This window comes from Sulfurimonas sp. (genome assembly GCF_016744025.1).
Taxonomy (GTDB): domain Bacteria; phylum Campylobacterota; class Campylobacteria; order Campylobacterales; family Sulfurimonadaceae; genus Sulfurimonas.
The window spans coordinates 37,201-60,744 of the sequence record NZ_JADGFC010000005.1 but is presented as its reverse complement, the minus strand read 5'-3'; the positions used below and the strand labels follow the sequence as shown (position 1 = coordinate 60,744).

The following is a 23,544-nucleotide window of genomic DNA, read 5'->3' as shown; positions in this document are numbered from 1 at the left end:
AAATACAAAACTCCGTATGAAGTGTTTTTCAGTGAAATGAGTAAAAGATTAGCTAGCTAATTTAGGTGGAAATTGCACTTGTTGTTGGAATTGGCGATTGATAAAGTGATTATTGAAAAATAAAGTGTTAAAAAAGTGTAAAGAGTGAATGTTTACAAGTATTTGAAGAAGTGCAGGCTAAAAGCCTGCAAAGATGTTACTAGAGAGGTGTTACGTTTTCAGCTTGAGGGCCTTTTTGACCTTCGCCTACTTCGTATGTTACTTTTTGCCCTTCAGCAAGAGAAACACGACCACCACCTGAGTGGTTTACTTGACGAAAATGTACAAATACATCTTGTCCGCCATTATCTTGTTGGATAAATCCATAACCTTTTTCTTCATTAAACCATTTAACTGAACCGTCTAGTAATTCTGCCATTGCAAAACCTCTTGTATTAAAATATCACTTCGTGAGAGAAGTGGAGTCAAAATTTGGAGAGTCTTTAGGGTCACAATTGAGCATAGCACTGAATTACACACTAAAGATGAACTCGAACCTCATCTTATCATCAAAAGTATTATATCTTATATTTTAAAAAAATATGCAATAAATATAAATTTTTCATATTTTTTTCATATTGCCGATATATATAGTAATAGCAGAGTTAATTACTCTGTATAAATTTGAATTTTCTATTATATATAGGAAAGTTTGGAGGTAGGACATGTTAAAGACATTTATAGAAATAGTTGAGATACAACTTTTTTACACTTTCGTTGTCGTTCTTGTTGGTGGATATTTAGTTAGTCCATTTGTAAGCTAATACTTACTTGTGCATCTATAATAAAATAAATTTGGCTATGATTGCGTCATTAAATAAAAGTAGGTAAATTATGAAGTTTGAATTAAAAGATGATTATATAGAACTGTTTAAACTATTAAAAGTTTTAGACTTAGTTGACAGTGGTGCACATGCCAAGTTATTGATTGCAGATGGGTATGCTAAACGAAATGGAGAAGTTGAGTTTAGAAAAAGAGCTAAAATAGTTTCAGGTGATATTATCAAGATAGCTGAAGTTACGGTTGAAGTAGTATAGTGAAAACTATTTTTAGCTTTCTTCTAGCATTTAGTATTGTATATATTAATTTAAACATACTTAATGCAGATGATAAAGTTAAACAAACTTCTTTAAAAGAGCTTCATCAGAAGTTCTTAAATATAGATATTCACTCAAAAGAGTTGGATTTAGATAAAGCAATACAAGATATCAAACAAGCAAGAAAAATATATCCGCTTGATGATAAACTAAAAATGGTAGATATGGAGTTAGAGAATAAAAGAGCTAATAAGTCCTATCAGTCCACCAAAAACTCCACCCCAAACAACTAACCAGTCTAGATGCTTTTTAATTAATTCTTGAACTATCTCTTTTACGATTTGTGGAGTTAGCTCATTTAACCTTGCATCTATGACATTTTCTATAGAACTCAGCATATCATTACTCAATGATGAACTTTTCATATGTAGCTCTAATGTTTGATTAAATGCATTTGAAGATACTATTTTTGCTACAGCTGCTTTCATTTTAATAGAAAATGGTTCACGAAGAGCATCTAATGCACTTTCTCCGCCAAACATTCCAAGCATACCGCCAAATGATGATTCCATGACAGTTTTACTCAGTGCATCAAATGCAGGTGAAAAATCAGTTTCATGTATGATTGGTTCTAAATCTATCTTTTTTTCTTCATTCTTAAAAAAATCACCTAATTGATCTTTCGTAAAAAACTCATTCATCATAAGGTTTTTAATAGACTCTTTAAAAGCTTCAAATCTTGCAGGAATGACACCTGAGCCATAAAGGAAGGGAATTTTTTCAAAAAGCATATGGATTGCTAACTGGTTAGTCAATGCACCAGATAGAGCAAAAAGACCGGAATAAAGAAGCAATGAACTCTGCTCGTTAGGTAGAACAAATGATAAAGCTGTTAAAATAACGGCAATAAAATGAGTAATAAAACTTTTATTTAATTTCAATATAATCTCCTAGTTTAAAAGCGAGATTATACTTAAAATATCAAATATAGCAAACAGAGGATAACTTATGAAAAAAGAGAGTTACGAACTTTTTAAAAATGCAGAGATAAATGAAATAACAGAGGTTTTAGCAAAAGAACTAGAGTCAAGAAATGAGCAAGCTTTTTGGAGCGAGAAAGTTGTTCCTTTTGCAGAAGCTATACTAAGTATTCTTATACCTTTAAGAGACGCTAAACAACTATATAATCCAGAAGGTGTAATTGTAGAAGAATTAACACCAGAATTGTTTTTTAAATGGAGTGATTTTGTAAGCCTTAAATCTTTGGCTTTTAAAATTCAAAGATCAAACAAGCTTGAAGATGAATCTAAAACAGATATAGATCTAAAAATATTGGGTGATTATCTTGGTCACTATAACGTAAACTTAGAAGATGAAATTCTTGACTTTCCAATTTCACACTACAATTTGCACCAAGGTGTAAGTAACGTAATTAAGTCACTTTTGTAAACTATGACAGGTTTTATAAAGTATTTTTTAGTCAATAAACGCCTAAACTATATGCTATTGGTATTTTTAGCGTATATGGGCTTTAATGCTTATGTAAACATTCCAAAAGAACTATTTCCAAATGTTGAGCTTGATAAGATAAGTGTTCGCGGTGCTTATAGTGGTGCTAGTGCAACAGTTATGGATAAGATGGCAGTTCGTGATATTGAAGAAGAACTAAGTAATATTAATGGTATAGATAAAACTGAGACAACTATTACTCCTGGTGCTTTTGCAATCATTTTAACATTAAATGAAAGTGTAAATAAAACAAATGTACTCTCTCGTGTAAAAGATTCTATTGCACTTACAAGACAGTACCTTCCTTCTGATATGAATGAACCTGTTGCAAGAATTTTGGATAAGACTCGCTCTCTTATAAAGTTGTCACTATCTTCAGATGAGATGAGTAAAGGTGAGCTTACAGCTATAGCAAAAGAGATAAAAATAAAAATCTCTAGAGTGAAAAATATTAGTGAGATACTTATACGTGGAGACTCAAAAAAAGAAGTCTCTATAAGAGTAGACTCACAAGCTGTTTTAGCTTATGAGCTAAAACATGCAAGTGTACTTAAAGCAATCTCTGACCTTTCATATATATTTCCTGTTGGAGATATAGAAGAGCGAGGAAATTTTGTATACCTCTCAACTGCAAATGGTAAAGCTGATGTATCTGAATGGGAGGATAGTGTCCTTAATATAGATGGTAAATATATTAAATTAAAAGATATCGCTACGGTAAAGATAGAATACCCTCAAACAGATACCTTAGCATCTTTTAACAATAAACAAACTCTTACTCTTGTTATATCAAAAGGTGAAGTTGGTGATTCTATTGCACTCTCAGCACAGCTTAGAAAATATACAAAAAAACTACAAAAAAGTTATCCCAAGGTTATCTTTAATTTTTATCAAGATACATCCAAACCAGTTGAGAGTAGACTAAATACAGTAATCTCAAACCTAATGTTTGGGCTTATTTTAGTGTTTTTGTCTATGTACATTCTGATTAATCTTAGAATAGCAATTATAGTCGCTTTAGGTATTCCATTTTCATTTATAATAGGTTTGTTATTTATATACTATATGGGATATTCTATAAATATTGTTTCGCTTCTTGGAGCACTTATAGTTATTGGTATTGTCGTTGATGATGCCATTGTTGTAAGTGAAAACATCCAACGTCACATAGATGAGGGGATGGAAAACAGTGAAGCTGCAATGCTTGGTGTAAAAGAGATGATTCTTCCAGTTTCACTTGCTACTGTATCAACGGTAGCAGCTTTTCTTCCTATGTTTATGTTAAATGGAGAAATAGCTCTATTTCTAATACTTATACCTATAGTTGTTGTTATGATTCTTTTAGGTTCACTTCTAGAGAGTTTTATCTTTTTACCTCTTCATGCATCTGAGTTCCTTAAAAAAAGTAATAACATGGTTGATTGGAAACCATTTCAAGAACTTTATGGAAGAACACTCTCTTTTTTCATAGAGTATAAAAAAACATTTCTAATTTTATTTGTTATTCTTATCCCTATAGTAACTGTGTTAACTGCAAAGTCTATGAGGTTTCAGTTCTTTCCAAATTTTGATGGTAATAATCTTTATATATCAGGTAAGATGGATATCAATACTCCATTAGAAGATACATTTAAAATCGCAAGTGAAATACAAACAGAAATGATGAAACATTCCCAAGAATTTTCACTAAAATCTATCTCTTCAACAAGTGGATATCGAAGAAGTCTATCTGGTGATACACAAAGAAACAATAGCGTTTTCTTTATCACCATGGAACTTTACGATAGAGAAGAGACAAGTTGGATAAATAAATATGTAAGTCCGGTACTAAACTTTAGTTTTGATTTTAATAATCCTGAGAAGATAAGACAAAAGCAGACTTTTGAATTATCACCTAGAGCTAAAGAACTGGTGATGCCTTTTAAAGAGAAGTACAAGATGGTAAATCTTGGAGTTATGGAAGATAAGCCAGGACTTATAAGAAGTGATATTCAGATAAATCTCTCCGGTAGTAATGATGTCAAGCTTGAAAAGGCGGTGAAGAAACTAGAAGGATCAATATCAAAACTAGAAGGTATCAAAAACTTTAGTAATAATATTCGATATGGAAAGATGGAGTATAAGATAAAGATAAACTCTTATGGTGAGAGTTTAGGTCTTAGTGAAGCATCTATAGCTAGAGTTTTAAGTACATACTTTTTAGAGAAGAAACAATCAACTACTTTTAATGAACGCGGTGTAATGGAGATAAAAACTAGAGATAGTGCAAAAGATAGTACTGACACTCTTTTAGATTTCAGCATAGCTCTTGATGATGGTAGATATGTAAAACTTACGGATGTCTCTACTATAATCCAGATTCAAGATTATGAAAAGATAGATAAGCTAAACGGAAGTATTGTAAAAACAGTTTATGCGAGTGTAGATAAGAGAATAATTACTCCAACAGAGGTTTTAGAAAGTATTAAACCTGAACTTGATGAGATTCGAGACTCTGGCATAGAGGTAAATCTTCTTGGAGAAAAAGAGAAAAAGAAACAACTTAAAGAGGATATGAAAAATGCTCTATTTTTAGCAGTATTTTTAATCTTTTTAACACTACTTCTAATTTTTTCAAAAATCAAATATGTATTAATGGTAATGAGTGTAATACCACTATCTGCTTTAGGTGCTTTAGTGGGACATAAACTACTTGGAATAAACCTTAGTATGCCCTCTGTAATAGGAATACTTGGACTTGCAGGTGTTGTAATTAATGATGGAATTATAATGCTTGATTTCTTACATGGAACGCATGAGACAAAAGATTTTTTTACAAGAGCAAAACTTAGACTTCGTCCTATTGTTATTACTTCTGTGACTACATTTTTAGGATTATTTACTCTAGTATTTTATGCAACTGGACAAGCTGTTATTTTACAGCCTATCGCGGTCTCTTTGAGTTTTGGTTTAGTGTGGGGTACTTTTTTAAATCTTTTATACTTACCAACTCTTTATGCTTTGGTAAATGATATCAAGCCTCTTTCAAGAAAGCAAGATATAAAGCACCCCATAGTAGAAAAACAATAAGAGATATAATTCCGAAGAAGATTATAACTCTTATTGTGAAATGAAAAAGAAATTTTAAAAAGCTCATTATTTCTTATAAGGAACTATTGGTAACTTACTTGCTTTAAAGTAAACCATACCACCTTGAAGATTGATAACATCATAACCAAGATCTTTTGATAAAAAATTTGCTACCATTTTAGTTCTATTTCCAGTTCTGCAGATAATGGCAAAAGATTTCTTAGTATCTACTTTCTTATTTAACTCATCTAAAAATGCATTTACGTTATATGCACCTTTTTCATCAAAGAACATTATTGGGATTGCACCTTTTGCTAATCCTGTTTCTTTCCATTCACCTGGTGTACGTATATCAACAATAGGGATTTTAGAGTCTAAAATCTTTTGTGAAGGGTATTGGTTACTCATAGATGCAAAGAGTGTTAGGCTTAAAATCATTAATGATAGTAATATTTTTCTCAAGTTGTTCTCCATATGGTAATTTAAGTGTATAATTATACCAACGATAATTAAATAATAGGCATAACATGGCAGCATCTACTAAAGCTATAGAAAACTCAAATAGACTTAGATATATAAGATCTTTAGAGAGATTTCATAATAGTATAATATCTTATCTCAATAATACACCTCAATTGTCAATGCCCGGCTTCATCAAAAAAATAGATAATGCTCTTAAAGTTTTAAATAGAGTTGAAGAGATTGCTTTATATAAAGGTGAGTTACAAGACTTGCAAAAGCTTGTTAAAAAAATGATAGCATTTAAAGATAGTGAAAAAAGTGTAGAAGATATAAAAGATGATATTTTGTATAGTTCAAACCAATTGGATAAAAGTAAAAATGCTAGAAGATACAAAAAAGATAAACATACTAATGCTAAATATGATGAGTGGGAATAGTTTTATTCCTTAATTAAGAGATAAGAATCTCTTAATTTTATAGGTACATAAATTGTGACAATAAAATAATCATTACAACTAAAGTAAATGGGAAATAATGCTTCTTAAATACCCATGGCTGAATTCCAAAAAATACTTGATTGATTCCTCTAAATCCTAAACAGAGTCCCAAAGAAGCTTTTATGCTAAGTAGTATTTGAAAGCTTGTCATTCCACTATCCGAAATTTCTCCAAATACTTGAAAAAACATATAAAGGCCAGTTGCGACAGCTACAATAAGAGCTTTAGGAACAACCTTTCTAACATGCATCATAATTGCTTCTCTAGCTTTTGTATTCTCTTCTGGGCTTAGAGTTTGTGGCATCTTAGATATAAACAATATATCTATAAATAAAAAACCTCCATATATAAATACTGAGAAAATGTGAATTGTATGAATAATTGTGTAAGTGATGGCTAGTCCTTTTTTTTTGAATTTTAGCATAAGATTAACTAAACAAGATTGCTTTATATCAAAAAGTAACTTTTAAGTCATCTTGGAGGTATAAAATTCTTGCATAAATAAAATTATAAAAGGATATAAATGGCAAAAAAAAAGGAACATAATTTAATAGGCAATAAAGAGATTTTTAATACTTTTTATATTGTTCTACAAACGCCTAGAGCATAAGAAAAATGAATATGTGTATTATAAGAAATAATAATCATTATATATCCAAATTTCCATTAGGACTTAAGTTAAGTTTTTGATAATGATGGATATAATTTACGCAATTAAATCTCTCTTTTTATGTTAAAAATTTGATATAACTGTGAGATTTTATTTTGTTTGGGTTGTGCAATGAAGATATTTATCTTTATTGCACAATTTGGGTTTTAATTGTATTAGCATAAAATATAAATTTATAGGTAATTTATAGATGGCTTTTAGAAGTGTTATATCGCATTTGCGTGGCAATGAAAAGGAAATAGAGTGAGCAACCTAATTGAAGGTTTTTTAGGCAAGTCTGTGGATGGTAAAAAAAGTAGACTACCAGCTAAGTTAGATTATATACAAAGTGCAACAGGATTGTTTTTAGGTTTATTTATGTGGGGGCATATGTTTTTTGTATCAACTATTTTGATAAGCAAAGACTTTATGTATTCTCTTACTAAGTTTATGGAAGGTAGTATGTTCTTTGAAGAGCCTAAGCCAGGGTTAGTATCTCTTGCTGTTGCTGTAGTCTTCATTATATTTATTGTTCATGCTGCTATGGGTATGAGAAAACTTCCTGCAAGCTTTAGACAGTGGCAAGTATACAGAACTCATATGAAAATGATGAAACATGATGAAACTAGTATGTGGTTTATTCAAGCCGTTACTGGTTTTTCAATGTTCTTCCTTGGTTCAGCTCACCTGTTCTTAATGTTAACTCAACCAGGCTCAATTGGACCATACGGTTCAGGCGACAGAATGTTAACACTATGGCCTTTTTATCTTATGCTTCTTTTCGCTGTAGAATTACACGGAAGTATTGGTCTTTATCGTCTTTGTATTAAATGGGGATGGTTCGAAGGTGAAAATTCAAAAGAAACAAGAAAAACTTTGAAAAAAGTTAAATGGACTATAACAATATTTTTCCTAGTTCTTGGTCTTACTACTCTTTTAGCATACTTAAAAATTGGTATGGATCATTCAGATAATGCTGGTGAAAAATATCATCCAACTACACAAATAGAAAAAATTTATAACGCAAACACAGAGGTAACAGCATGAATGTAAAATATTGCGATGCATTAGTAATCGGTGGTGGACTAGCAGGTCTAAGAGCTGCAGTTGCTAGTCAGTCAAAAGGTTTAAGTACAACAGTTTTAAGTCTTGTTCCTGTTAAGCGTTCTCATTCAGCTGCTGCTCAAGGTGGTATGCAAGCTAGTTTAGGTAATTCTAAAATGAGTAGAGGTGATAATGAAGATGTTCACTTTGCAGATACTGTAAAAGGTAGTGACTGGGGCTGTGATCAAGAAGTTGCTCGTATGTTCGTTACTACTGCACCAAAAGCAATTCGCCAATTGGCTGCTTGGGGTGTTCCTTGGACAAGAATAACAAAAGGTCCAAGAGAAGTTGTTATGAATGCTGAGAGAACAACTCTAGTTGAAGATGATGAAGTACATGGTTATATCCATTCTCGTGACTTTGGTGGAACTAAAAAGTGGAGAACTTGTTATACAGCAGATGCTACAGGGCATACTATGCTTTTTGGTGTTGCTAATGAAGCTTTAAAACATAATGTAAATATTGAAGATAGAAAAGAAGCTATCTCTCTTATCCATGAAAACAATCGTTGTTATGGTGCTATCGTAAGAGACTTAGTTACTGGTGAATTAACTGCTTATGTTGCTAAAGGTACACTAATAGCAACTGGTGGATACGGAAGACTTTATAAGCAAACTACAAATGCTGTTATTTGTGAAGGTATCGGTGCGGCTATCGCTCTTGAAACTGGAATAGCAACACTTGGAAATATGGAAGCTGTACAATTTCACCCAACTCCAATTGTTCCATCTGGAATTCTTCTTACTGAAGGTTGTCGTGGAGATGGTGGTATTCTTAGAGATGTTGATGGTTACCGTTTTATGCCAGACTATGAACCTGAGAAAAAAGAGCTTGCATCTCGTGACGTTGTAAGTCGTCGTATGCTTGAGCATATTAGAAATGGTAAAGGTGTTAAATCTCCTTATGGCGATCACTTATGGTTAGATATTTCTATCTTAGGTCGTGAACATATTGAGAAAAATCTTCGTGATGTTCAAGAAATTTGTGAAATTTTTAATGGAATTGATCCTGCAGATGAAGGTCCAAAAGGCTGGGCTCCAGTTCTTCCAATGCAACATTACTCTATGGGTGGAATCAGAACAAAACCTACTGGTGAGTCTCAAAAACTAGATGGACTTTTCTCATGTGGAGAAGCAGCTTGTTGGGATATGCACGGTTTTAATAGACTTGGTGGAAACTCAGTAAGTGAAACTGTTGTTGCTGGTATGATTGTTGGAGATTATTTTGCTGATTTTTGTGCTTCACATGATATAGACATTAGCTCAAAAACTCTTCAAGCTAGTATTGATGATAAAACAAAATATATGAACGATCTTCTTGAAAAAGAAGGTACTAATGATATCTTTGAAATCAAAAATGAAATGAAAGCTATTATGTGGGACAAGGTTGCGATTTTCCGTGATGAAGAAGGTCTTAGCGAAGCTGTGCAAAAATTAGAAGAACTATATAAAAAATCACTTGATGTTAAAATAGAATCAAAAACTCTAACTGCTAATCCTCAACTTGAAGAAGCGTACAGAGTTCCAATGATGCTTAAACTTTCTCTTTGTGTAGCACTTGGTGCCTTAGAGAGAAAAGAGAGTCGTGGTGCTCACTATAGAGAAGATTACCTAAAACGTGATGATGCTAACTGGTTAAAAAGAACTCTTGCTACATGGAATGAAGGTGATACTTTACCAACTTTATCTTATGAAGACTTAGATATTATGAAAATGGAAATGCCTCCAGCATTTCGTGGTTATGGTGCCAAAGGTATGATGATTGAGAATGAACTAAGTGTTAAACGTCAAGAAGAAGTTGACAAAAAGCGCGAAGAGATGGAAGCAGATGGTAAAGATAGAATTGAAATTCAAGATGCGTTAATGCCTTTTGAATTACAACCACTTTTTAAAGCACTAAACGAAAGACTTGGAGATAAATAATGAGCAGAACTGTAACTATAAAAGCACTGAAGTATAATCCAAATTCAGTGGTTTCAAAACCACATATGGTTGAGTATAAATTAGAAGAAACTGAAGGTATGACTCTATTTATTGCTCTTAGCAAGATTAGAGAAACTATGGATCCTGATTTATCTTTTGACTTTGTGTGTCGTGCAGGTATCTGTGGAAGTTGTGGAATGATGGTAAATGGTACTCCTCAACTTGCATGTCGTACTCTTACTAAAGATTATGACGATGGTGTACTTGAACTATTCCCAATGCCCGCTTTTAAACTTTTAAAAGATTTATCTGTAGATACTGGTAACTGGATGAATGATATGAGTAAGCGCGTAGAGAGCTGGATTCATACAAATGAAGAAGTTGATATTTCAAAACTCGAAGCTCCATCTGATCCAAAAATTGCAGAAGAAGTTTTTGAAATAGATCGTTGTATTGAGTGTGGTATTTGTGTTGCTGCTTGTGGAACAAAACTTATGCGTCCAGACTTTGTTGGTGCTGTTGGACTAAACAGAGTCGCAAGATTCTACGCTGATCCACATGATAATAGAACTGACGAAGATTATTATGAGTTAGTTGGTGATGACAATGGTATATTTGGTTGTATGTCACTAGTTGCTTGTGAAGACAACTGTCCTAAACATTTACCTCTGCAAAGTAAAATTGCTTTCATGCGACGTAAACTTGTAGCACTTCGTTAAAACTTCCATACAGGATAACATTAATTTGTTATCCTCCACAAAGAGAGCCTATGCACATAATCAATGACTTTTTTCTTCTTACTTGGGAAGAAGATGCAAAACAAATATTTTCTAGTTTTGGTGATATTAAAACCTTTTTAACCTCTACATTAGACTCAAATCAAGAGACCTTTTGTGATTATGCTTCAATTTTACTCATAGTAACCCCCTTAAATATTGATAATTTTTCAACTATTAGTGAAGCAAGAGAAGCTATGGAGTTTCTTGTTGGCCTTGAAGAATGGGATAAACAGAGTGTTCAATACATTCAAAAAGAGCTTCTTTTTTTCCTAAGTTCAAATGGAAATATTGAGCTAAACCAAGAGATAGAACAAAGATTAGATATATTACGAAAAGAAAATATTATAGGTTATGAAACTAGTAGACGACTTATAAGTTTACTCGCTTTAATAGAGTCAAAAGAAGAAAAGATTAAACCAATCCATGTTATAAAAGCTGAGAGTGGTTCAAACTTCTTTGAAAGTGCAATTAACTCTCTTTGTACAGCAGTAGATAATCTAAAAAATGCTGTTGAAGATGAAAGTCTAAATGAAAGATTATCAATAATACCTCAAAAAATAAGAAATGAGAAATTCTCTATTGGTATAACTGGTGTTATGAATGCTGGTAAATCAACACTTCTTAACGCTTTGTTGGGAAAAGAGATATTGGGAACTTCTGTTGTTCCTGAAACAGCGAACTTAAGTATTATCAAACATGCTAAAACTCCAAGTGCAAAAGTTAATTTTTGGACAACAAAAGAGTGGCAAAATATAGAAAAAAGTGCTTTAACGCTTGAGAGCATGAAACCATTTGTTCAAGAAACAAAAAAATATTTTAAAGATAATCTAGAATCATTTATTACAGAAGATGGTTTTAGCGCAGAGATAAATATAGATGAACTTCCATCATATACTTCCGCAGAACATTCAGACAAAAAATGTAATTTAGTTAAGAGTGTTGAGTTGTATACAGATTTAAAATTTGTACAAAATGGAGTTGAAATAGTTGACACTCCAGGTTTAGATGATCCTGTAATACAAAGAGAAGAGATTACAAAAGGTTATCTTTTTGAGTGTGACCTAATGTGTCATCTAATGAATGTAAATCAATCAGCTACTCAAAAAGACATAGAGTTTATAGTAGATACACTTCTTTATCAAAGCATTGCCCGACTCTTAATAGTAATAACAAGAATAGATACAGTAAGTACAAAAGAACTAGACGAAGTTATAGAGTATACAAAATCAAGTATAAAAACAAAACTACAAAGTTTAAATAAAGAAGCTCAGTTTAATTCCATCATAGACAAGATCGACTTTATTCCAATCGCTGGAAAAATGGCACTTATGCATAGAATAGGTGAGGGTGAAGAAGCTACAAGGTTAGGCTATCCTATTGAAAAAACAGGAATCTCCAATATAGAAAATTATTTAAGTGATGTACTTTTTGGAGATAATTCACAAAAAGCTCAGCTTGTAATAGAATCAAACACAAAAGAGTTAGTGGGCATAGCTAATATATCTAAAAATACATTACAAATAGAAAAAGATTTACTAGGTAAAAGTGCTAGTGAGATTGAAAATGAATATAATAAATATCAAGAAGATATAGTAGAAATAAAAACTAAAATAACAAAACTAAATCAAGATATAGATCAGGCTAAGGATGAGTTAATTAGTTACTTCTCAACACTTAAAAATATTTCTAAAAATAAAATGATATCACTTAAAACAGTAGTTAAAAGAAGAGTTATAGACGATGTTTCTTACGAATTAAGAAAAAATAAGACTAAACCACAAGAGAGCAGAATAGCATCTATCATAGAAACAGGTATAAAAGATGGCTTTATAGATATGCTTAGAGATTATAGATATCAATTTCAAAAGAGGATGCAAGATTCTTTTGAAAAGATACAAAGGGATTTCGAAGGTTTTATTGACTCAAATAATAATACAGAAGATGCAAAAGAGTTTTTCCAAAAACACTTTAGTGACTTAAATCTAGTAAATAGTAATCTTATACTTATAGAGCAAGTTAATGCTGCAATAAAATCAGCTTCTAAAAAAGATATAGAGGGTATTGATAAAAAGTGTGAAGCTTTCTTTATTCAAGCTTTTGATGAACTTTATAGTAAGTTTGATGACAAAGCACAAAAAATAAATATAGATTTAGTAAATCAGTTTGAACTTACATGTAAAAAACCTCTCAAAGAGATAGAGTTTGAGATGCAAACAAAAGAAGAAAATATTAACAAGGCCAAACAAAGAGTACAAGATAAATCATTTGATACTTCAAAAAGATTATCTATAATTGAGCAAAAAGTTATGCTTATTGATAAAGTAAAAGATGATTTAACTTATTTAGGAAAAACTCATGAGTAAATTAGATTTATTTATTGCTTCGTATAAAGCAAAGTTTATTGAGGTCGTTCCAGAGTTTGATGAGAATCTTCTTGGTTTAATAAAAAAGACAAGTTATACAATGCTTGATGAAAATATGTCATCAAGTAAAGAGTTAAAAGAAGCTCTTTTAAAACTTGAAATAAGAGCAAAAGAACCGATGAAAGTTGCAATTACTGGCCAATTTTCAAGTGGTAAATCAACTTTTTTAAATGCACTTCTTTCAAAAAATATCCTTCCAACTGGAATAACGCCTGTAACATCTAAAGTAAACTACATAAGATATGCGGATGAGTTAAAAATTCGTATTAGATATAAAGATGGACGAGATGAATATCAAAGTGTTGAAAATATTTCTAAGTTTACTGATCAGCGTGAGGTGGTACAAGAAATAGAATATTTAACTCTTTATGCTCCACTAGAGCTTTTAAAAGATGTAGTTTTTGTAGATACTCCTGGTCTAAATTCTCAAGCCAACACAGACACAACAACTACTCAAAAAGTTTTAAAAGAAGTAGATGGAATAATCTGGCTTTCATTAATTGATAATGCAGGTAAATTGAGTGAAGCAAAGGTTTTAGATGAGTATTTAAATGAGTATCAAAATAAATCTCTTTGTGTACTAAATCAAAAAGATAAATTCACTACTGAGGAGATATCTCAAACTACACTTTATGTAAAAGATAGATTTAGTGAGTACTTTAGTGAAGTAATACCTATCTCTGCTAAGCAAGCCTTAGATTCAAGAAGTCATGATAAGAATATTTTGATAGAAGATGAGTTAGACGAGTTTTTAAAATCACTCTCAAAAAAACTAAAGGCTACAAACTCTTTAGAAATAGGTGAGCTTGTGGAAGAACCTTATGCAAAGTATAAGTCTGAAGTACAAGCTATTTTAGATAGTGATTTAAACAAAAACCTAAATGAGTTAAAAGAGTCAAACATAGAACTAGTTTTAGATTTTATTGATAAGCAAATAAGACCTATTGCAAACTCATCAAAAGATTTTGCTATCAAAAAAGATATAAAAATTATATGTAATAAACTTATAGATCAACATGAACTTTTCTTAAATATATATGGTGAATTAGAAAAAGAGTTAAATGATTTTGAAAATGAGTATAAGATAAGGTTTGATGAGTTAAAAGGTAAATTTACTAAAAAACTAAAAAGCTCTTATAGTTCAATTGAAGAGATTATTGACACTATAGCAAATGATATTTATAACCACATTACAAATGAGACTAGAGTGAGATATGCTCAACAAAAAGGTAGTTTTCTAAAGAGTAAAGTGACTTATGAAGCTGTAGAGTATCAAGCTGCAAAAATTGAAACAAATCTAATATATAAAAGACTTTTTCATGATGATGATATTGTTGGAAAAATGTTTAAAAAGTATGTTAGAAATTTAAAAGAGATACAAATAGAAGTTAATGAAAATAATGCTCTAGTTTATGAACTATTAACCAGTAAAATCAAAAAATGGCAATCTCCTTATGAGTTTATAAGAAAATCAGAAGCAATGCACTCTGATATAGAGTTTGCCAATATGCGTAAGTTTGCATCTAAGGCATATGAGAATATTTTAAAACCTTTTAGTGATGAAATACATGCATCTTATGCAAAGATTAGTTCAGAGTTTAATCACTTAAGTAGTGCTGTTAGTTTTAACTATCAAAATGCTACAGAAATGAGTGTTGCATCTTTGGAAAAACGTATAGAGCAGTCTATAAAATTATATGAAGATAGCCCTGCAAAATTCTCTTTATATCAGCCTATAATACAGGATATAAAAGATAGATTACAAAGTAGTTTTTATTTGTATGAGCTTAATAATATGATGAATACAAACAATACATTTTTAAATAAAAATTATGATAGACTTGTTAATGAATTTAAGAGTATAAATGAACAAAGACAAGAGATGATACAACAACATAAAGAGCGTCATATAAAGATGACAGATATGTTAAAAACATATCATGATAAGATTTAATATAGGCACTTAAAGAGGATGAAATGACGATAGCCGAGAATAGAATTAAAAAATTCGAGACAAGTAACTGTGATCAAGATAAAGTATTTTATCAGGCGATGGAAGAAGTTATTTACTCTATTGCACCACTTTTAGAAGCAGATGATAGATATAAAAAACATGCAATATTAGAGCGGTTTATTGTTCCAGATAGAATCTTTAAATTTAAAGTAACTTGGATGGATGATAATCAAAATATCAAGGTTAATACAGGTTATAGAGTTCAATTTAACAATGCACTTGGGCCATACAAAGGTGGACTTCGTTTTCATCCATCTGTAAATGAGGGAATACTTAAATTTTTAGGCTTTGAGCAAATACTAAAAAATGCACTTACTGGTCTTCCTATCGGTGGTGGTAAAGGTGGAAGTGATTTTGACCCTAAGGGGAAAAGTGACTTTGAAGTTATGAAGTTTTGTTCAGCATTTATGACTGAACTTCACAAATATATTGGACCTCGTATAGATATCCCAGCAGGAGATATTGGTGTTGGTGCAAGAGAAATAGGATATCTTTTTGGTGAATATAAAAAGATTACTTCATCATATGAAGGTGTTCTAACAGGTAAACCTTTCATGTTTGGAGGATCTCTTATGAGACCTGAAGCTACAGGTTATGGAACTGTGTACTTTACAGAAACTATGCTTGAGATGGAAGGTAAAGAGAGTTTAAAAGAGAAGATTTGTACTGTAAGTGGAGCAGGAAATGTTGCTCTTCATGCAATAGAAAAACTTTATCATTTAGGAGCTATTCCTGTTACATGTACTGATTCTAGAGGGACTATTCATGACTCTAGAGGTGTTGATTTAGCACTTCTTAAAGAGTTGAAGTTAGAAAAAAGAGCTTCTTTGCAAGAATATATAAAAGTACATCCAGAAGCTAAATATATTCCAGTTTCAGATTATCCAGAAGAGGGTCATCCTGTTTGGGATATCCCATGTTATGCTGCTTTTCCTTGTGCTACTCAAAATGAGCTAAATGGCTTTGACGCTCAAAACCTTATTACTAATGGTTGTGTAAGTGTAAGTGAGGGTGCAAATATGCCTTCAACACCAAAAGCAATTAGTGATTTTTTATCTCATAAAATATGCTTTGCTCCTGCAAAAGCTGCAAATGCTGGTGGTGTTGCAGTTAGTGAATTTGAGATGGCTCAAAATGCTTCTATGAGTAAATGGAGCTTTGAAGAAGTTGATTCAAAATTAAAAAATGTAATGCAAGAAATTTGTAAAAGAGTTGCTTTGACTGCCAAAGATTATGGAGTTGAAGGTAATTATGTAGATGGAGCAAATATAGCAGGATTCAAAAAAGTCGCAGATGCTATGATTGCTGAGGGAATCTAAGTAAGGAATCTTAAATTAAAAAATTACTGATAATTTTAGCCTTAGTTTTACCGCTACTGGCTATCTCGGAACCAGACTATTCTACATTTGTAAAACAACAGCTTTTTATAATAAAGCAGATGAATGATAATAATGTAACTCAAGAAAAAATCATCCAAATTGCTATAGAACAAGAAGCCCTATATTCCAAATCATTAGACGACATTTTAAAAAATAAAGCTAGATTTATAAATAAATCAAGAGTCTATGATTCTGAAATTTTTGCCTTAGAAAAAATTATAAAATTGAATAAACGTCTTGGCAATACATATGCAACCATTAGAGATGAAGTCCTAGTCAAATCATATAAACTTTTAAATGCTCAAAACACTATGGTTAGGAATATTTTAAAGTCATTAGATAGAATGAGCTTTGAAGAGTTTCAAATCTATATGATGGATACCTTTGCCAAAAATAAGGCTGATAACGAGAAGATATTAAAGGTTGATTATGAGTCTATATTACAAATTGATGATTCATCAATAACCCTAAAGCAAGCTAAACAGAATATCCAAGATTATTATGCATTAGTAGAATTAAATGCAGATACTATTAAATACCTTTCACTGTTTGAAAAAAAGATGTATAGACTCAATAAATACTCGAACTATAATCTAATCAATCCTGTTATCTCAATAAATAATACAAATTTTGCTAAACAGGTAAACTCAGTTATCCGCCCATATGGTTTTGATATTGTTAAAATTATTTTTATACTCTTTGTGTACATAATAATTTATTTGATTCGCAAATACCTTTACAAAGAACTAGAAGCATATGTTTTTGATATTGAGTCTTTAAAAAAATATTCTATAGATATCTTAAATTGTGTGCGTAAACCATTAGAATATATTGCTATTTTTATAAATATAGAACTTACTATTTATATATATAATGACTTTACAGGTGCTGGCACATTTGATAAGTTCTTTACTATCGTTTATGTGATTTTTCTAACATATATAGTTTACAAAACAGTAGATGTTATTTCAACTATAAAAATACATGAAATAAATACAGCTGATAAAAAAATCAAAAGTGAAATAATTAATGTTAGTATTAAAATAATTAATTTCATTATTATGGTTATTGGACTCTTAGTTATTTTACACTTTGCAGGTGCTAATTTAACTACAGTTTTATCTGGTCTAGGTATTGGTGGTTTTGCTGTTGCTCTTGCTGCTAAGGATTCTTTAGCTAACTTCTTTGGTACTTTATCTATCTTACTTAGTGATGTTTTTTCTCAAGGTGACTGGATAGCTGTAAATGGACAAGAAGGAATAGTTGTAGAGATTGGTTTAAGAGTTACAACTTTGAGAACTTTTGATAATTCAATAATCGCAATTCCAAACTCTATCTTAGCTAATCAGGATGTGAAAAATTGGAACAGACGTTCACTTGGTAGAAGAATAAAGATGAGTCTTGGTATTAAGTATGATTCTCGTCCTGAGGATATAAAAATTGCTATAGAAGAGATTCGTCATATGTTAGATGAACATCCTCAAATTGCCACTCAAAATACTCAGTATAAATATTCTTATCATAAGAGTTCTAAACTTGTTTCTAAAGATGATGAGATGGGTATCAAAAAAAATCTACTTGTATATCTAGATGAATTCTCAGATTCAAGTATTAATATACTTGTTTACTGTTTTTCAAAAAGTATAAAATGGAATGAATGGTTAGAAACGAAAGAAGATGTAATGTATAAAATAATGGAAATATTTGAGAAAAACTCATTAGAATTTGCATTTCCATCTATGAGCATCTACCGAGAAAATGAGCATAGCAAAACCTGATGTCATCAATATCATTAACTGCAATTAAATGTGTCCACTCACTTGATAAAGAGAGTAAATGCGATAAGTGTGAAGTTATTTGTCCAACAGATGCAATCAGAGTAACAGGGAAGCCTCTTCCTGTGATAAATACTGCATCTTGCATAGGTTGTGGTGCCTGTGATGCAATTTGCCCTAATGAGGCACTATATCTTGATAACTTTAAACCAAGAGATTTTTTAGTTGAGTTTGTAGATGATAAAAGTAGTCTTATCTCTTGTCATAAAAATGTTCCTTGTATAGCAGCTCTTAGTGTTGAGTATATTATCTCTTTGGCAATATTTAAAAAAGAAATAATTCTTGACATGGGGCATTGCGATGATTGCTCAATCTCTCATAAATGCAAAACTCAAATCCTTAAAAATTATGAAGAAGCGATTTATCTTTTAAGTGCAATGGAAAATAAGTCTGATATAAGACTTGAAAATATTTGTTTTGAATGTGATGAAACACAAGATAATCAAGAAAGCAATAGACGAGATTTTTTTAACTCTATAACTCTTGGTAATGTTGCAAAAGGCAATAGTGCTTTTGAAAAAGAATTTAAAAAAGCCACAAATGAGTTAGTAGAGCATACTTTAGAAAAAGAGGATATTGCCTTATTAAAGAAAAAAGTAATTCCTCAAAAACGTAAGATTTTATTTACAGCTATAAAAAGAGTTGAGCGTCCTTCACAATTTCATGTTGTAGATGCCAATGAAGTATCTTTTACTTCGCAAAAGCTTTTAAATAAAGAGAGTTGTACTGCTTGTCAAATGTGTTATAGACTATGTCCAACAGGTGCTTTAACATCTGATCTTATGAACTCTAAGATAGATTTTGATCCATTTCTTTGTGTTAAATGTAGTATCTGCCATGATGTCTGTGAAAGTGATGCTATTACTCTAAGTCCTGCATATAATATAAAAGAGTTTTTTGAGCCGATAGTTCAAAATCTTATCTCTTTTAATGTACGTAGATGCGATGAATGTAATATGATATTTAGTACAAGTAAAGAAGAAAAAATATGTAGTAGATGCAAAGAAGAAGGAATTAAATCCTCTTCTTAATTAAGTCATAGTTTGAATCTGTAACCAAGCTTGCCATATAAGAGAACTCATGATTCCTGCGGCAAAACCTGCGATGATATCATCACCCATAACACCGATTCCACCTTTAACTTCTCTGTCAATTCTTCCTATTATAGAAGGTTTTGCGATATCAAAATATCTAAAAAGAACAAAGGATAAGATAGACTGAATTAAAAAACCATTTTCTAAGCTTGTAACTTCACCCATACCAACACTTATTGCTGGAGATACACTTAGTGCAAACCACATTCCTGCAAGTTCATCTATAACAATTCGTTTGTCATCATGTATGCCACTTTTTTCTTCGTATTTATTTATAGACTTAATAGCAATAATGCTGATAAGAAGAGATGCTAAGAATAGAGTTCGTGCATCAAAGTATATTAGTATAAGCATTCCAAGAGGCAGAGAAACTAAAGTTCCTACCGTTCCAGGTGCTTTTGGAGCTAGACCGCTAAAGCCTAGTGTTATAAAAAACCAGTTCATTATATTCCTATGTAAGTGATGTTGTTTGGTAGAGTTTCATTAACTCTAAGTAGAAACCTTTTTCAGTGTGTTTTTCTAAAAGACCTTCAACTGGCAAGATGTCGTAGTATAGTTTTTCCAAATTTTTAAATCTGTTTGGAAATAGCTTAGATAATATCTGTGCTGAAATCTCTTTTCTTATTAGAATAGTTGGAGGAAGAAGCCCAAGTTCTAAAAGTTCTAAGATAGAGTCTGCATGATAAGATATCTGATGGTGTTGACCATGTGGACAAGTTTTTTTACTTACAAGAGTTGTACATTTATCGCAATATACATATTCGTTTGTAATCGTAATTTCTATATCTATTCCAACTACTCTATCTATGATTGACTTATTAGAATTAGCGTCATAAAACATACCAACTCCAGCATGGTTACTACCAATAGTTAGCCTATCACAACCATAATTTTTAGCTACTATGGCATCTAGAATTATTTCATTAAAACCAGCAAATATATAGTTGTTATCCAGAGGAACAACCACCACATGATTTTTAGTTAAGAAGTTATTTATAAAAAATTCTAGAGATTCTTTTCGTATTTCATATGAAAGATTTGACTCAGTATATGGTTTGAGTAAAAATATTACAAGCAGGTCTGTATTTTCAAGAACTTGGCGTATTAATCTTTCATGTGCACGATGTAAAGGATTAGCTGCCATAACAAGAGATGTTGTATGTTTTGCATTAATGCGTTTTTTTGCATCTTCTATGATCTCTTTATTGTTATTGCTAGATTTATTTACAAGCTCATACTCTCCACAAACAGATAATGGTCCAAGTCTACTCATTGTAGCTGATACACCAGGATGATTAAGATCATCTGTTCCATAAATTTGCTTAATTCTATCGCTAGGATTAATATGAAAAACTTCTTTAACAATTAGAGTTGCAAACACTTTGCCATCATATAAGATAGTTAGTTCTTCTCCCTCTTTGAGTGATTCAAGAACTAGAGCATTAGTTTTACCTGATGGTGCAAGAATAAAAGGAAAAGGGAATGTTTTTCCATTTATTAATCTTGTCTTTAAAACGCTTTGACTCTCTTTTGAGTTCATCAATGAAGTAGCTGGTGCTAATAAGCCATCTTTTAGTAGTTCTAAAGCACAGGCTGCTTCTTTATCTATTAAAAGAGTTTTATTTTTTCTTGATGATGTCATATTTCTTTCGTTTTTCCCATAAACTTTTACGGCTTATACCTAATTTTTTTGATAGTTCAATATCTGGAAATTTGTATTGATAGTTAAGAACAATATACTTTACATAATCTTCAATTGGAAGTATGTCACCTTGGTCAAAAATATTGTTTTCACTTTTTATTTCTAACACTTTATGTTCTACATCTTCAATCTTGTCGGTACTTGAAATAATTGCTTTTTTATTATGTATAAGAGAAGCAAAAGTTTTTCTATCACCTTTTTTAAGAGTTTGATAATCTATAATATATAGAATAGAATCTTGATTTATAGATTCTATTTCACTCATAGCCTTAGGATCACTAAGTGTTATAAAGTGTATTGGCAAATCTTTTTTATATGCATGCTCAAAGGCAAAAGCATCTGAGTATTTTTGAAATGATGATGAGATAAAAATCGGCAGTTCAATTGCATCGTGATCATGCTCATGTGTCACGGTAGAAAAAGAGTGAGTTAAGTACTTCTTATAAGCCTCATCTCTATTTTTTAGTTTCTCATAGTCTTGATAGTGGTCTATCTTTCTAATGAGTTCTTCAATCATAAAAGGCTTAAGGATATAGTCTTTCGCACCTGCACTGAGTGGTTTAGAAACTGTGTCATTTGAGATATATGAAACCATTAATATAATAATAGAATTTTTAAATGTCTCAATAACCGGGTTAAAGTCTTGACCGTTGATGTTGGTAGAAAGTAAAACTACATCATAGTTATTACTTTTTATCGCATCTCTAGTGGATGTACACATCTCGCATACATGACCTAACTCGCTTAACTTTGTAGCAATACTCTGTGCTAAATAAACTTCGTTTTCTATAATTAGTATTTTCAATTGTTACCTTTATTCTGAACTTTAGTCCAATCAAAATATTTTAAATTTGCATTCGCAATAACGCCAACACCTTCACTACGACCAATAAAGCCAAGCTTTTCAGTTGTGGTAGCTTTTATATTTACTCTAGAGCTATCACAATTTAAAATCTCTGCTATAGTCTTTCTCATTTGCAATTTGTACTTGCCAATCCTTGGCGTTTGGGCCGCTATTGTTAAATCAACATTAACAATAATAAAACCAAAGTTGTATATTTTTTTAACAACTCTTTGAAGTAAAATTTTTGAGTCAATATCTTTGTATTCATCACTACTGTCTGGAAACATCATACCAATATCACCCATTCCAGCTGCTCCTAAAAGAGCATCTATTAAGGCGTGAATTGCTACGTCTCCATCACTGTGAGCTTTAAATCCAAAAGTTGAATCTATCTTTACTCCACCTAGATACATTTCTTCCTTGTCATCAAAGGCATGCACATCAAAGCCTGTGCCACTAAGTATGTCACTTGATGGCTGAGATAAACATGAAAGAGAGTTCAAATCACGGATATAAGTAATTTTACTAGCTTCATTCTCTCCAAGTATAAATTCTCTTGAACCACCATTAGCAACTATTGCACTACTTTCATCTGTAAACTCTTCATCTCTCTCAAGAGCTTCTTTAATAACAGAAGTTTTAGAGAGTTGAGGAGTCTGAATTCTCTTTACTTCTTCTCTATCTATAGTCTCATTTTTATATACTATAGTATCACTGACTCTCAAGTATGGAACTATACAGTCAGCTTCGCCTTTTTTAGAGATGATTTTTTTTAAAAATTCTTCGTTTACACAAGATCTTGCTATATCACTAACAAGAACATATTCACTATCTACTTCTTTTAAAGCATTTTTTAAAGATTTTTGCCTAGTGCTAGAACCTTCTACAAAGGTAAAAGAATCATAACTTTTCATAAACTCAATGTCATCACTAGAAGAAGTGATAATGATTTTATTAAAAAGTTTAGTTTCTACACACTTACGAGCGACAAATTGCCATAAAGGTAGATGCCCGATTCTTAACCACTGCTTTTTTACATCACACTCAAAACGACTAGAACTACCCGCAGCAAGTAAAATAAGTGTTGTGTCCGTCAAATATATTCCTTCTCTTAAAAAGTGTTACGAAATTATACACTTGGAAAGCTTTTTTTTATCTTGTTTGTTACCATATAGTGCTATATTG

Annotated in this window: 21 protein-coding genes; 13 read left to right on the top strand and 8 right to left on the bottom strand. The window is 31.3% G+C overall.

The window, feature by feature from the left end:
- Window positions 1–199: 199 nt before the first annotated feature.
- Window positions 200–418 carry a cold-shock protein gene (locus QZZ48_RS01985; RefSeq protein ID WP_294961311.1) on the bottom strand — a complete coding sequence of 73 codons (219 nt, stop codon included), beginning with the start codon at window positions 416–418 and terminating at the stop codon, window positions 200–202.
- A 455-nt stretch (window positions 419–873) separates the two neighbouring features.
- Between QZZ48_RS01985 and QZZ48_RS01980 the strand changes: the two genes are divergently transcribed.
- Together QZZ48_RS01980 and QZZ48_RS01975 are read left to right on the top strand one after the other, a co-directional pair.
- Entirely contained in the window at window positions 874–1,077 is a 204-nt protein-coding gene (locus QZZ48_RS01980) for an RNA-binding S4 domain-containing protein (RefSeq protein ID WP_294961309.1), read from the top strand.
- The gene (locus tag QZZ48_RS01975; RefSeq protein WP_294961307.1) at window positions 1,077–1,370 is read left to right on the top strand and encodes a hypothetical protein; all 294 of its coding nucleotides are present in this window, start codon (window positions 1,077–1,079) and stop codon (window positions 1,368–1,370) included. Before QZZ48_RS01980 ends, QZZ48_RS01975 begins: the two co-directional genes overlap by 1 nt.
- Here QZZ48_RS01975 and QZZ48_RS01970 read toward each other — a convergent pair.
- The gene (locus tag QZZ48_RS01970) at window positions 1,308–2,018 is read right to left on the bottom strand and encodes a DUF445 domain-containing protein (protein ID WP_294961303.1); all 711 of its coding nucleotides are present in this window, start codon (window positions 2,016–2,018) and stop codon (window positions 1,308–1,310) included. The genes QZZ48_RS01975 and QZZ48_RS01970 overlap by 63 nt on opposite strands.
- Before the next feature lie 67 nt (window positions 2,019–2,085).
- Between QZZ48_RS01970 and QZZ48_RS01965 the strand changes: the two genes are divergently transcribed.
- Together QZZ48_RS01965 and QZZ48_RS01960 are read left to right on the top strand one after the other, a co-directional pair.
- Complete coding sequence (locus QZZ48_RS01965; protein WP_294961300.1) at window positions 2,086–2,526, top strand: hypothetical protein; 441 nt, start codon at window positions 2,086–2,088, stop codon at window positions 2,524–2,526.
- A gap of 3 nt (window positions 2,527–2,529) precedes the next feature.
- A complete protein-coding gene (locus QZZ48_RS01960) occupies window positions 2,530–5,655 on the top strand; it encodes an efflux RND transporter permease subunit (protein WP_294961299.1) in 3,126 nt (1,041 codons plus the stop codon).
- Between the two features lie 66 nt (window positions 5,656–5,721).
- Here QZZ48_RS01960 and QZZ48_RS01955 read toward each other — a convergent pair whose 3' ends face one another.
- Window positions 5,722–6,117: a rhodanese-like domain-containing protein gene (locus QZZ48_RS01955; protein ID WP_294961297.1), complete on the bottom strand. Its 396-nt coding sequence runs from the start codon at window positions 6,115–6,117 to the stop codon at window positions 5,722–5,724.
- Between the two features lie 65 nt (window positions 6,118–6,182).
- On the opposite strand from QZZ48_RS01955, the gene QZZ48_RS01950 reads away from it, so the two are divergent.
- The gene (locus QZZ48_RS01950) at window positions 6,183–6,554 is read left to right on the top strand and encodes a hypothetical protein (protein ID WP_294961296.1); all 372 of its coding nucleotides are present in this window, start codon (window positions 6,183–6,185) and stop codon (window positions 6,552–6,554) included.
- 37 nt (window positions 6,555–6,591) lie between these two features.
- Here the strand turns inward: QZZ48_RS01950 and QZZ48_RS01945 are convergent, their stop codons facing one another.
- Window positions 6,592–7,038, bottom strand: coding sequence for a hypothetical protein (locus QZZ48_RS01945; protein ID WP_294961294.1), 447 nt, complete (start codon window positions 7,036–7,038; stop codon window positions 6,592–6,594).
- Between the two features lie 489 nt (window positions 7,039–7,527).
- Between QZZ48_RS01945 and QZZ48_RS01940 the strand changes: the two genes are divergently transcribed.
- From QZZ48_RS01940 to QZZ48_RS01905, 8 genes are all read left to right on the top strand, one after another.
- A complete protein-coding gene (locus QZZ48_RS01940) occupies window positions 7,528–8,310 on the top strand; it encodes a fumarate reductase cytochrome b subunit (RefSeq protein WP_294961292.1) in 783 nt (260 codons plus the stop codon).
- Window positions 8,307–10,289 carry a fumarate reductase flavoprotein subunit gene (locus tag QZZ48_RS01935; RefSeq protein WP_294961290.1) on the top strand — a complete coding sequence of 661 codons (1,983 nt, stop codon included), beginning with the start codon at window positions 8,307–8,309 and terminating at the stop codon, window positions 10,287–10,289. The genes QZZ48_RS01940 and QZZ48_RS01935 overlap by 4 nt, the downstream gene beginning before the upstream one ends.
- Window positions 10,289–11,008 carry a fumarate reductase iron-sulfur subunit gene (locus QZZ48_RS01930; protein ID WP_294961287.1) on the top strand — a complete coding sequence of 240 codons (720 nt, stop codon included), beginning with the start codon at window positions 10,289–10,291 and terminating at the stop codon, window positions 11,006–11,008. Before QZZ48_RS01935 ends, QZZ48_RS01930 begins: the two co-directional genes overlap by 1 nt.
- A gap of 50 nt (window positions 11,009–11,058) precedes the next feature.
- Entirely contained in the window at window positions 11,059–13,431 is a 2,373-nt protein-coding gene (locus QZZ48_RS01925; RefSeq protein WP_294961285.1) for a dynamin family protein, read from the top strand.
- Window positions 13,424–15,445: a dynamin family protein gene (locus QZZ48_RS01920; protein WP_294961282.1), complete on the top strand. Its 2,022-nt coding sequence runs from the start codon at window positions 13,424–13,426 to the stop codon at window positions 15,443–15,445. Before QZZ48_RS01925 ends, QZZ48_RS01920 begins: the two co-directional genes overlap by 8 nt.
- Before the next feature lie 23 nt (window positions 15,446–15,468).
- Entirely contained in the window at window positions 15,469–16,824 is a 1,356-nt protein-coding gene (gdhA, locus tag QZZ48_RS01915) for an NADP-specific glutamate dehydrogenase (RefSeq protein ID WP_294961280.1), read from the top strand.
- A 119-nt stretch (window positions 16,825–16,943) separates the two neighbouring features.
- Entirely contained in the window at window positions 16,944–18,662 is a 1,719-nt protein-coding gene (locus QZZ48_RS01910; RefSeq protein WP_294961278.1) for a mechanosensitive ion channel family protein, read from the top strand.
- The gene (locus tag QZZ48_RS01905) at window positions 18,662–19,750 is read left to right on the top strand and encodes a 4Fe-4S binding protein (protein ID WP_294961275.1); all 1,089 of its coding nucleotides are present in this window, start codon (window positions 18,662–18,664) and stop codon (window positions 19,748–19,750) included. Before QZZ48_RS01910 ends, QZZ48_RS01905 begins: the two co-directional genes overlap by 1 nt.
- On the opposite strand, the gene QZZ48_RS01900 is transcribed toward QZZ48_RS01905, so the two are convergent.
- From QZZ48_RS01900 to QZZ48_RS01885, 4 genes are read right to left on the bottom strand one after another with little or no spacing between them, the layout of a single operon-like run.
- Window positions 19,751–20,257: a phosphatidylglycerophosphatase A gene (locus QZZ48_RS01900; RefSeq protein WP_294961273.1), complete on the bottom strand. Its 507-nt coding sequence runs from the start codon at window positions 20,255–20,257 to the stop codon at window positions 19,751–19,753.
- A gap of 7 nt (window positions 20,258–20,264) precedes the next feature.
- Window positions 20,265–21,455: a sulfate adenylyltransferase gene (locus tag QZZ48_RS01895; protein ID WP_294961270.1), complete on the bottom strand. Its 1,191-nt coding sequence runs from the start codon at window positions 21,453–21,455 to the stop codon at window positions 20,265–20,267.
- A complete protein-coding gene (locus QZZ48_RS01890) occupies window positions 21,433–22,320 on the bottom strand; it encodes a response regulator (protein WP_294961268.1) in 888 nt (295 codons plus the stop codon). Before QZZ48_RS01890 ends, QZZ48_RS01895 begins: the two co-directional genes overlap by 23 nt.
- Window positions 22,317–23,456 carry a bifunctional 2-C-methyl-D-erythritol 4-phosphate cytidylyltransferase/2-C-methyl-D-erythritol 2,4-cyclodiphosphate synthase gene (locus tag QZZ48_RS01885; protein WP_294961267.1) on the bottom strand — a complete coding sequence of 380 codons (1,140 nt, stop codon included), beginning with the start codon at window positions 23,454–23,456 and terminating at the stop codon, window positions 22,317–22,319. The genes QZZ48_RS01890 and QZZ48_RS01885 overlap by 4 nt, the downstream gene beginning before the upstream one ends.
- Window positions 23,457–23,544 lie beyond the last annotated feature (88 nt).

Excerpts from the sequence above, each read along its gene's own strand:
- QZZ48_RS01985 (WP_294961311.1), bottom strand. The coding sequence starts at position 418 with ATGGCAGAATTACTAGACGGTTCAGTTAAATGGTTTAATGAAGAAAAA.
- QZZ48_RS01980 (WP_294961309.1), top strand. The coding sequence starts at position 874 with ATGAAGTTTGAATTAAAAGATGATTATATAGAACTGTTTAAACTATTA.
- QZZ48_RS01965 (WP_294961300.1), top strand. The coding sequence starts at position 2,086 with ATGAAAAAAGAGAGTTACGAACTTTTTAAAAATGCAGAGATAAATGAA.
- QZZ48_RS01960 (WP_294961299.1), top strand. The coding sequence starts at position 2,530 with ATGACAGGTTTTATAAAGTATTTTTTAGTCAATAAACGCCTAAACTAT.
- QZZ48_RS01950 (WP_294961296.1), top strand. The coding sequence starts at position 6,183 with ATGGCAGCATCTACTAAAGCTATAGAAAACTCAAATAGACTTAGATAT.
- QZZ48_RS01945 (WP_294961294.1), bottom strand. The coding sequence starts at position 7,038 with ATGCTAAAATTCAAAAAAAAAGGACTAGCCATCACTTACACAATTATT.
- QZZ48_RS01935 (WP_294961290.1), top strand. The coding sequence starts at position 8,307 with ATGAATGTAAAATATTGCGATGCATTAGTAATCGGTGGTGGACTAGCA.
- QZZ48_RS01930 (WP_294961287.1), top strand. The coding sequence starts at position 10,289 with ATGAGCAGAACTGTAACTATAAAAGCACTGAAGTATAATCCAAATTCA.
- QZZ48_RS01925 (WP_294961285.1), top strand. The coding sequence starts at position 11,059 with ATGCACATAATCAATGACTTTTTTCTTCTTACTTGGGAAGAAGATGCA.
- QZZ48_RS01920 (WP_294961282.1), top strand. The coding sequence starts at position 13,424 with ATGAGTAAATTAGATTTATTTATTGCTTCGTATAAAGCAAAGTTTATT.
- gdhA (WP_294961280.1), top strand. The coding sequence starts at position 15,469 with ATGACGATAGCCGAGAATAGAATTAAAAAATTCGAGACAAGTAACTGT.
- QZZ48_RS01910 (WP_294961278.1), top strand. The coding sequence starts at position 16,944 with ATGAATGATAATAATGTAACTCAAGAAAAAATCATCCAAATTGCTATA.
- QZZ48_RS01905 (WP_294961275.1), top strand. The coding sequence starts at position 18,662 with ATGTCATCAATATCATTAACTGCAATTAAATGTGTCCACTCACTTGAT.
- QZZ48_RS01900 (WP_294961273.1), bottom strand. The coding sequence starts at position 20,257 with ATGAACTGGTTTTTTATAACACTAGGCTTTAGCGGTCTAGCTCCAAAA.
- QZZ48_RS01895 (WP_294961270.1), bottom strand. The coding sequence starts at position 21,455 with ATGACATCATCAAGAAAAAATAAAACTCTTTTAATAGATAAAGAAGCA.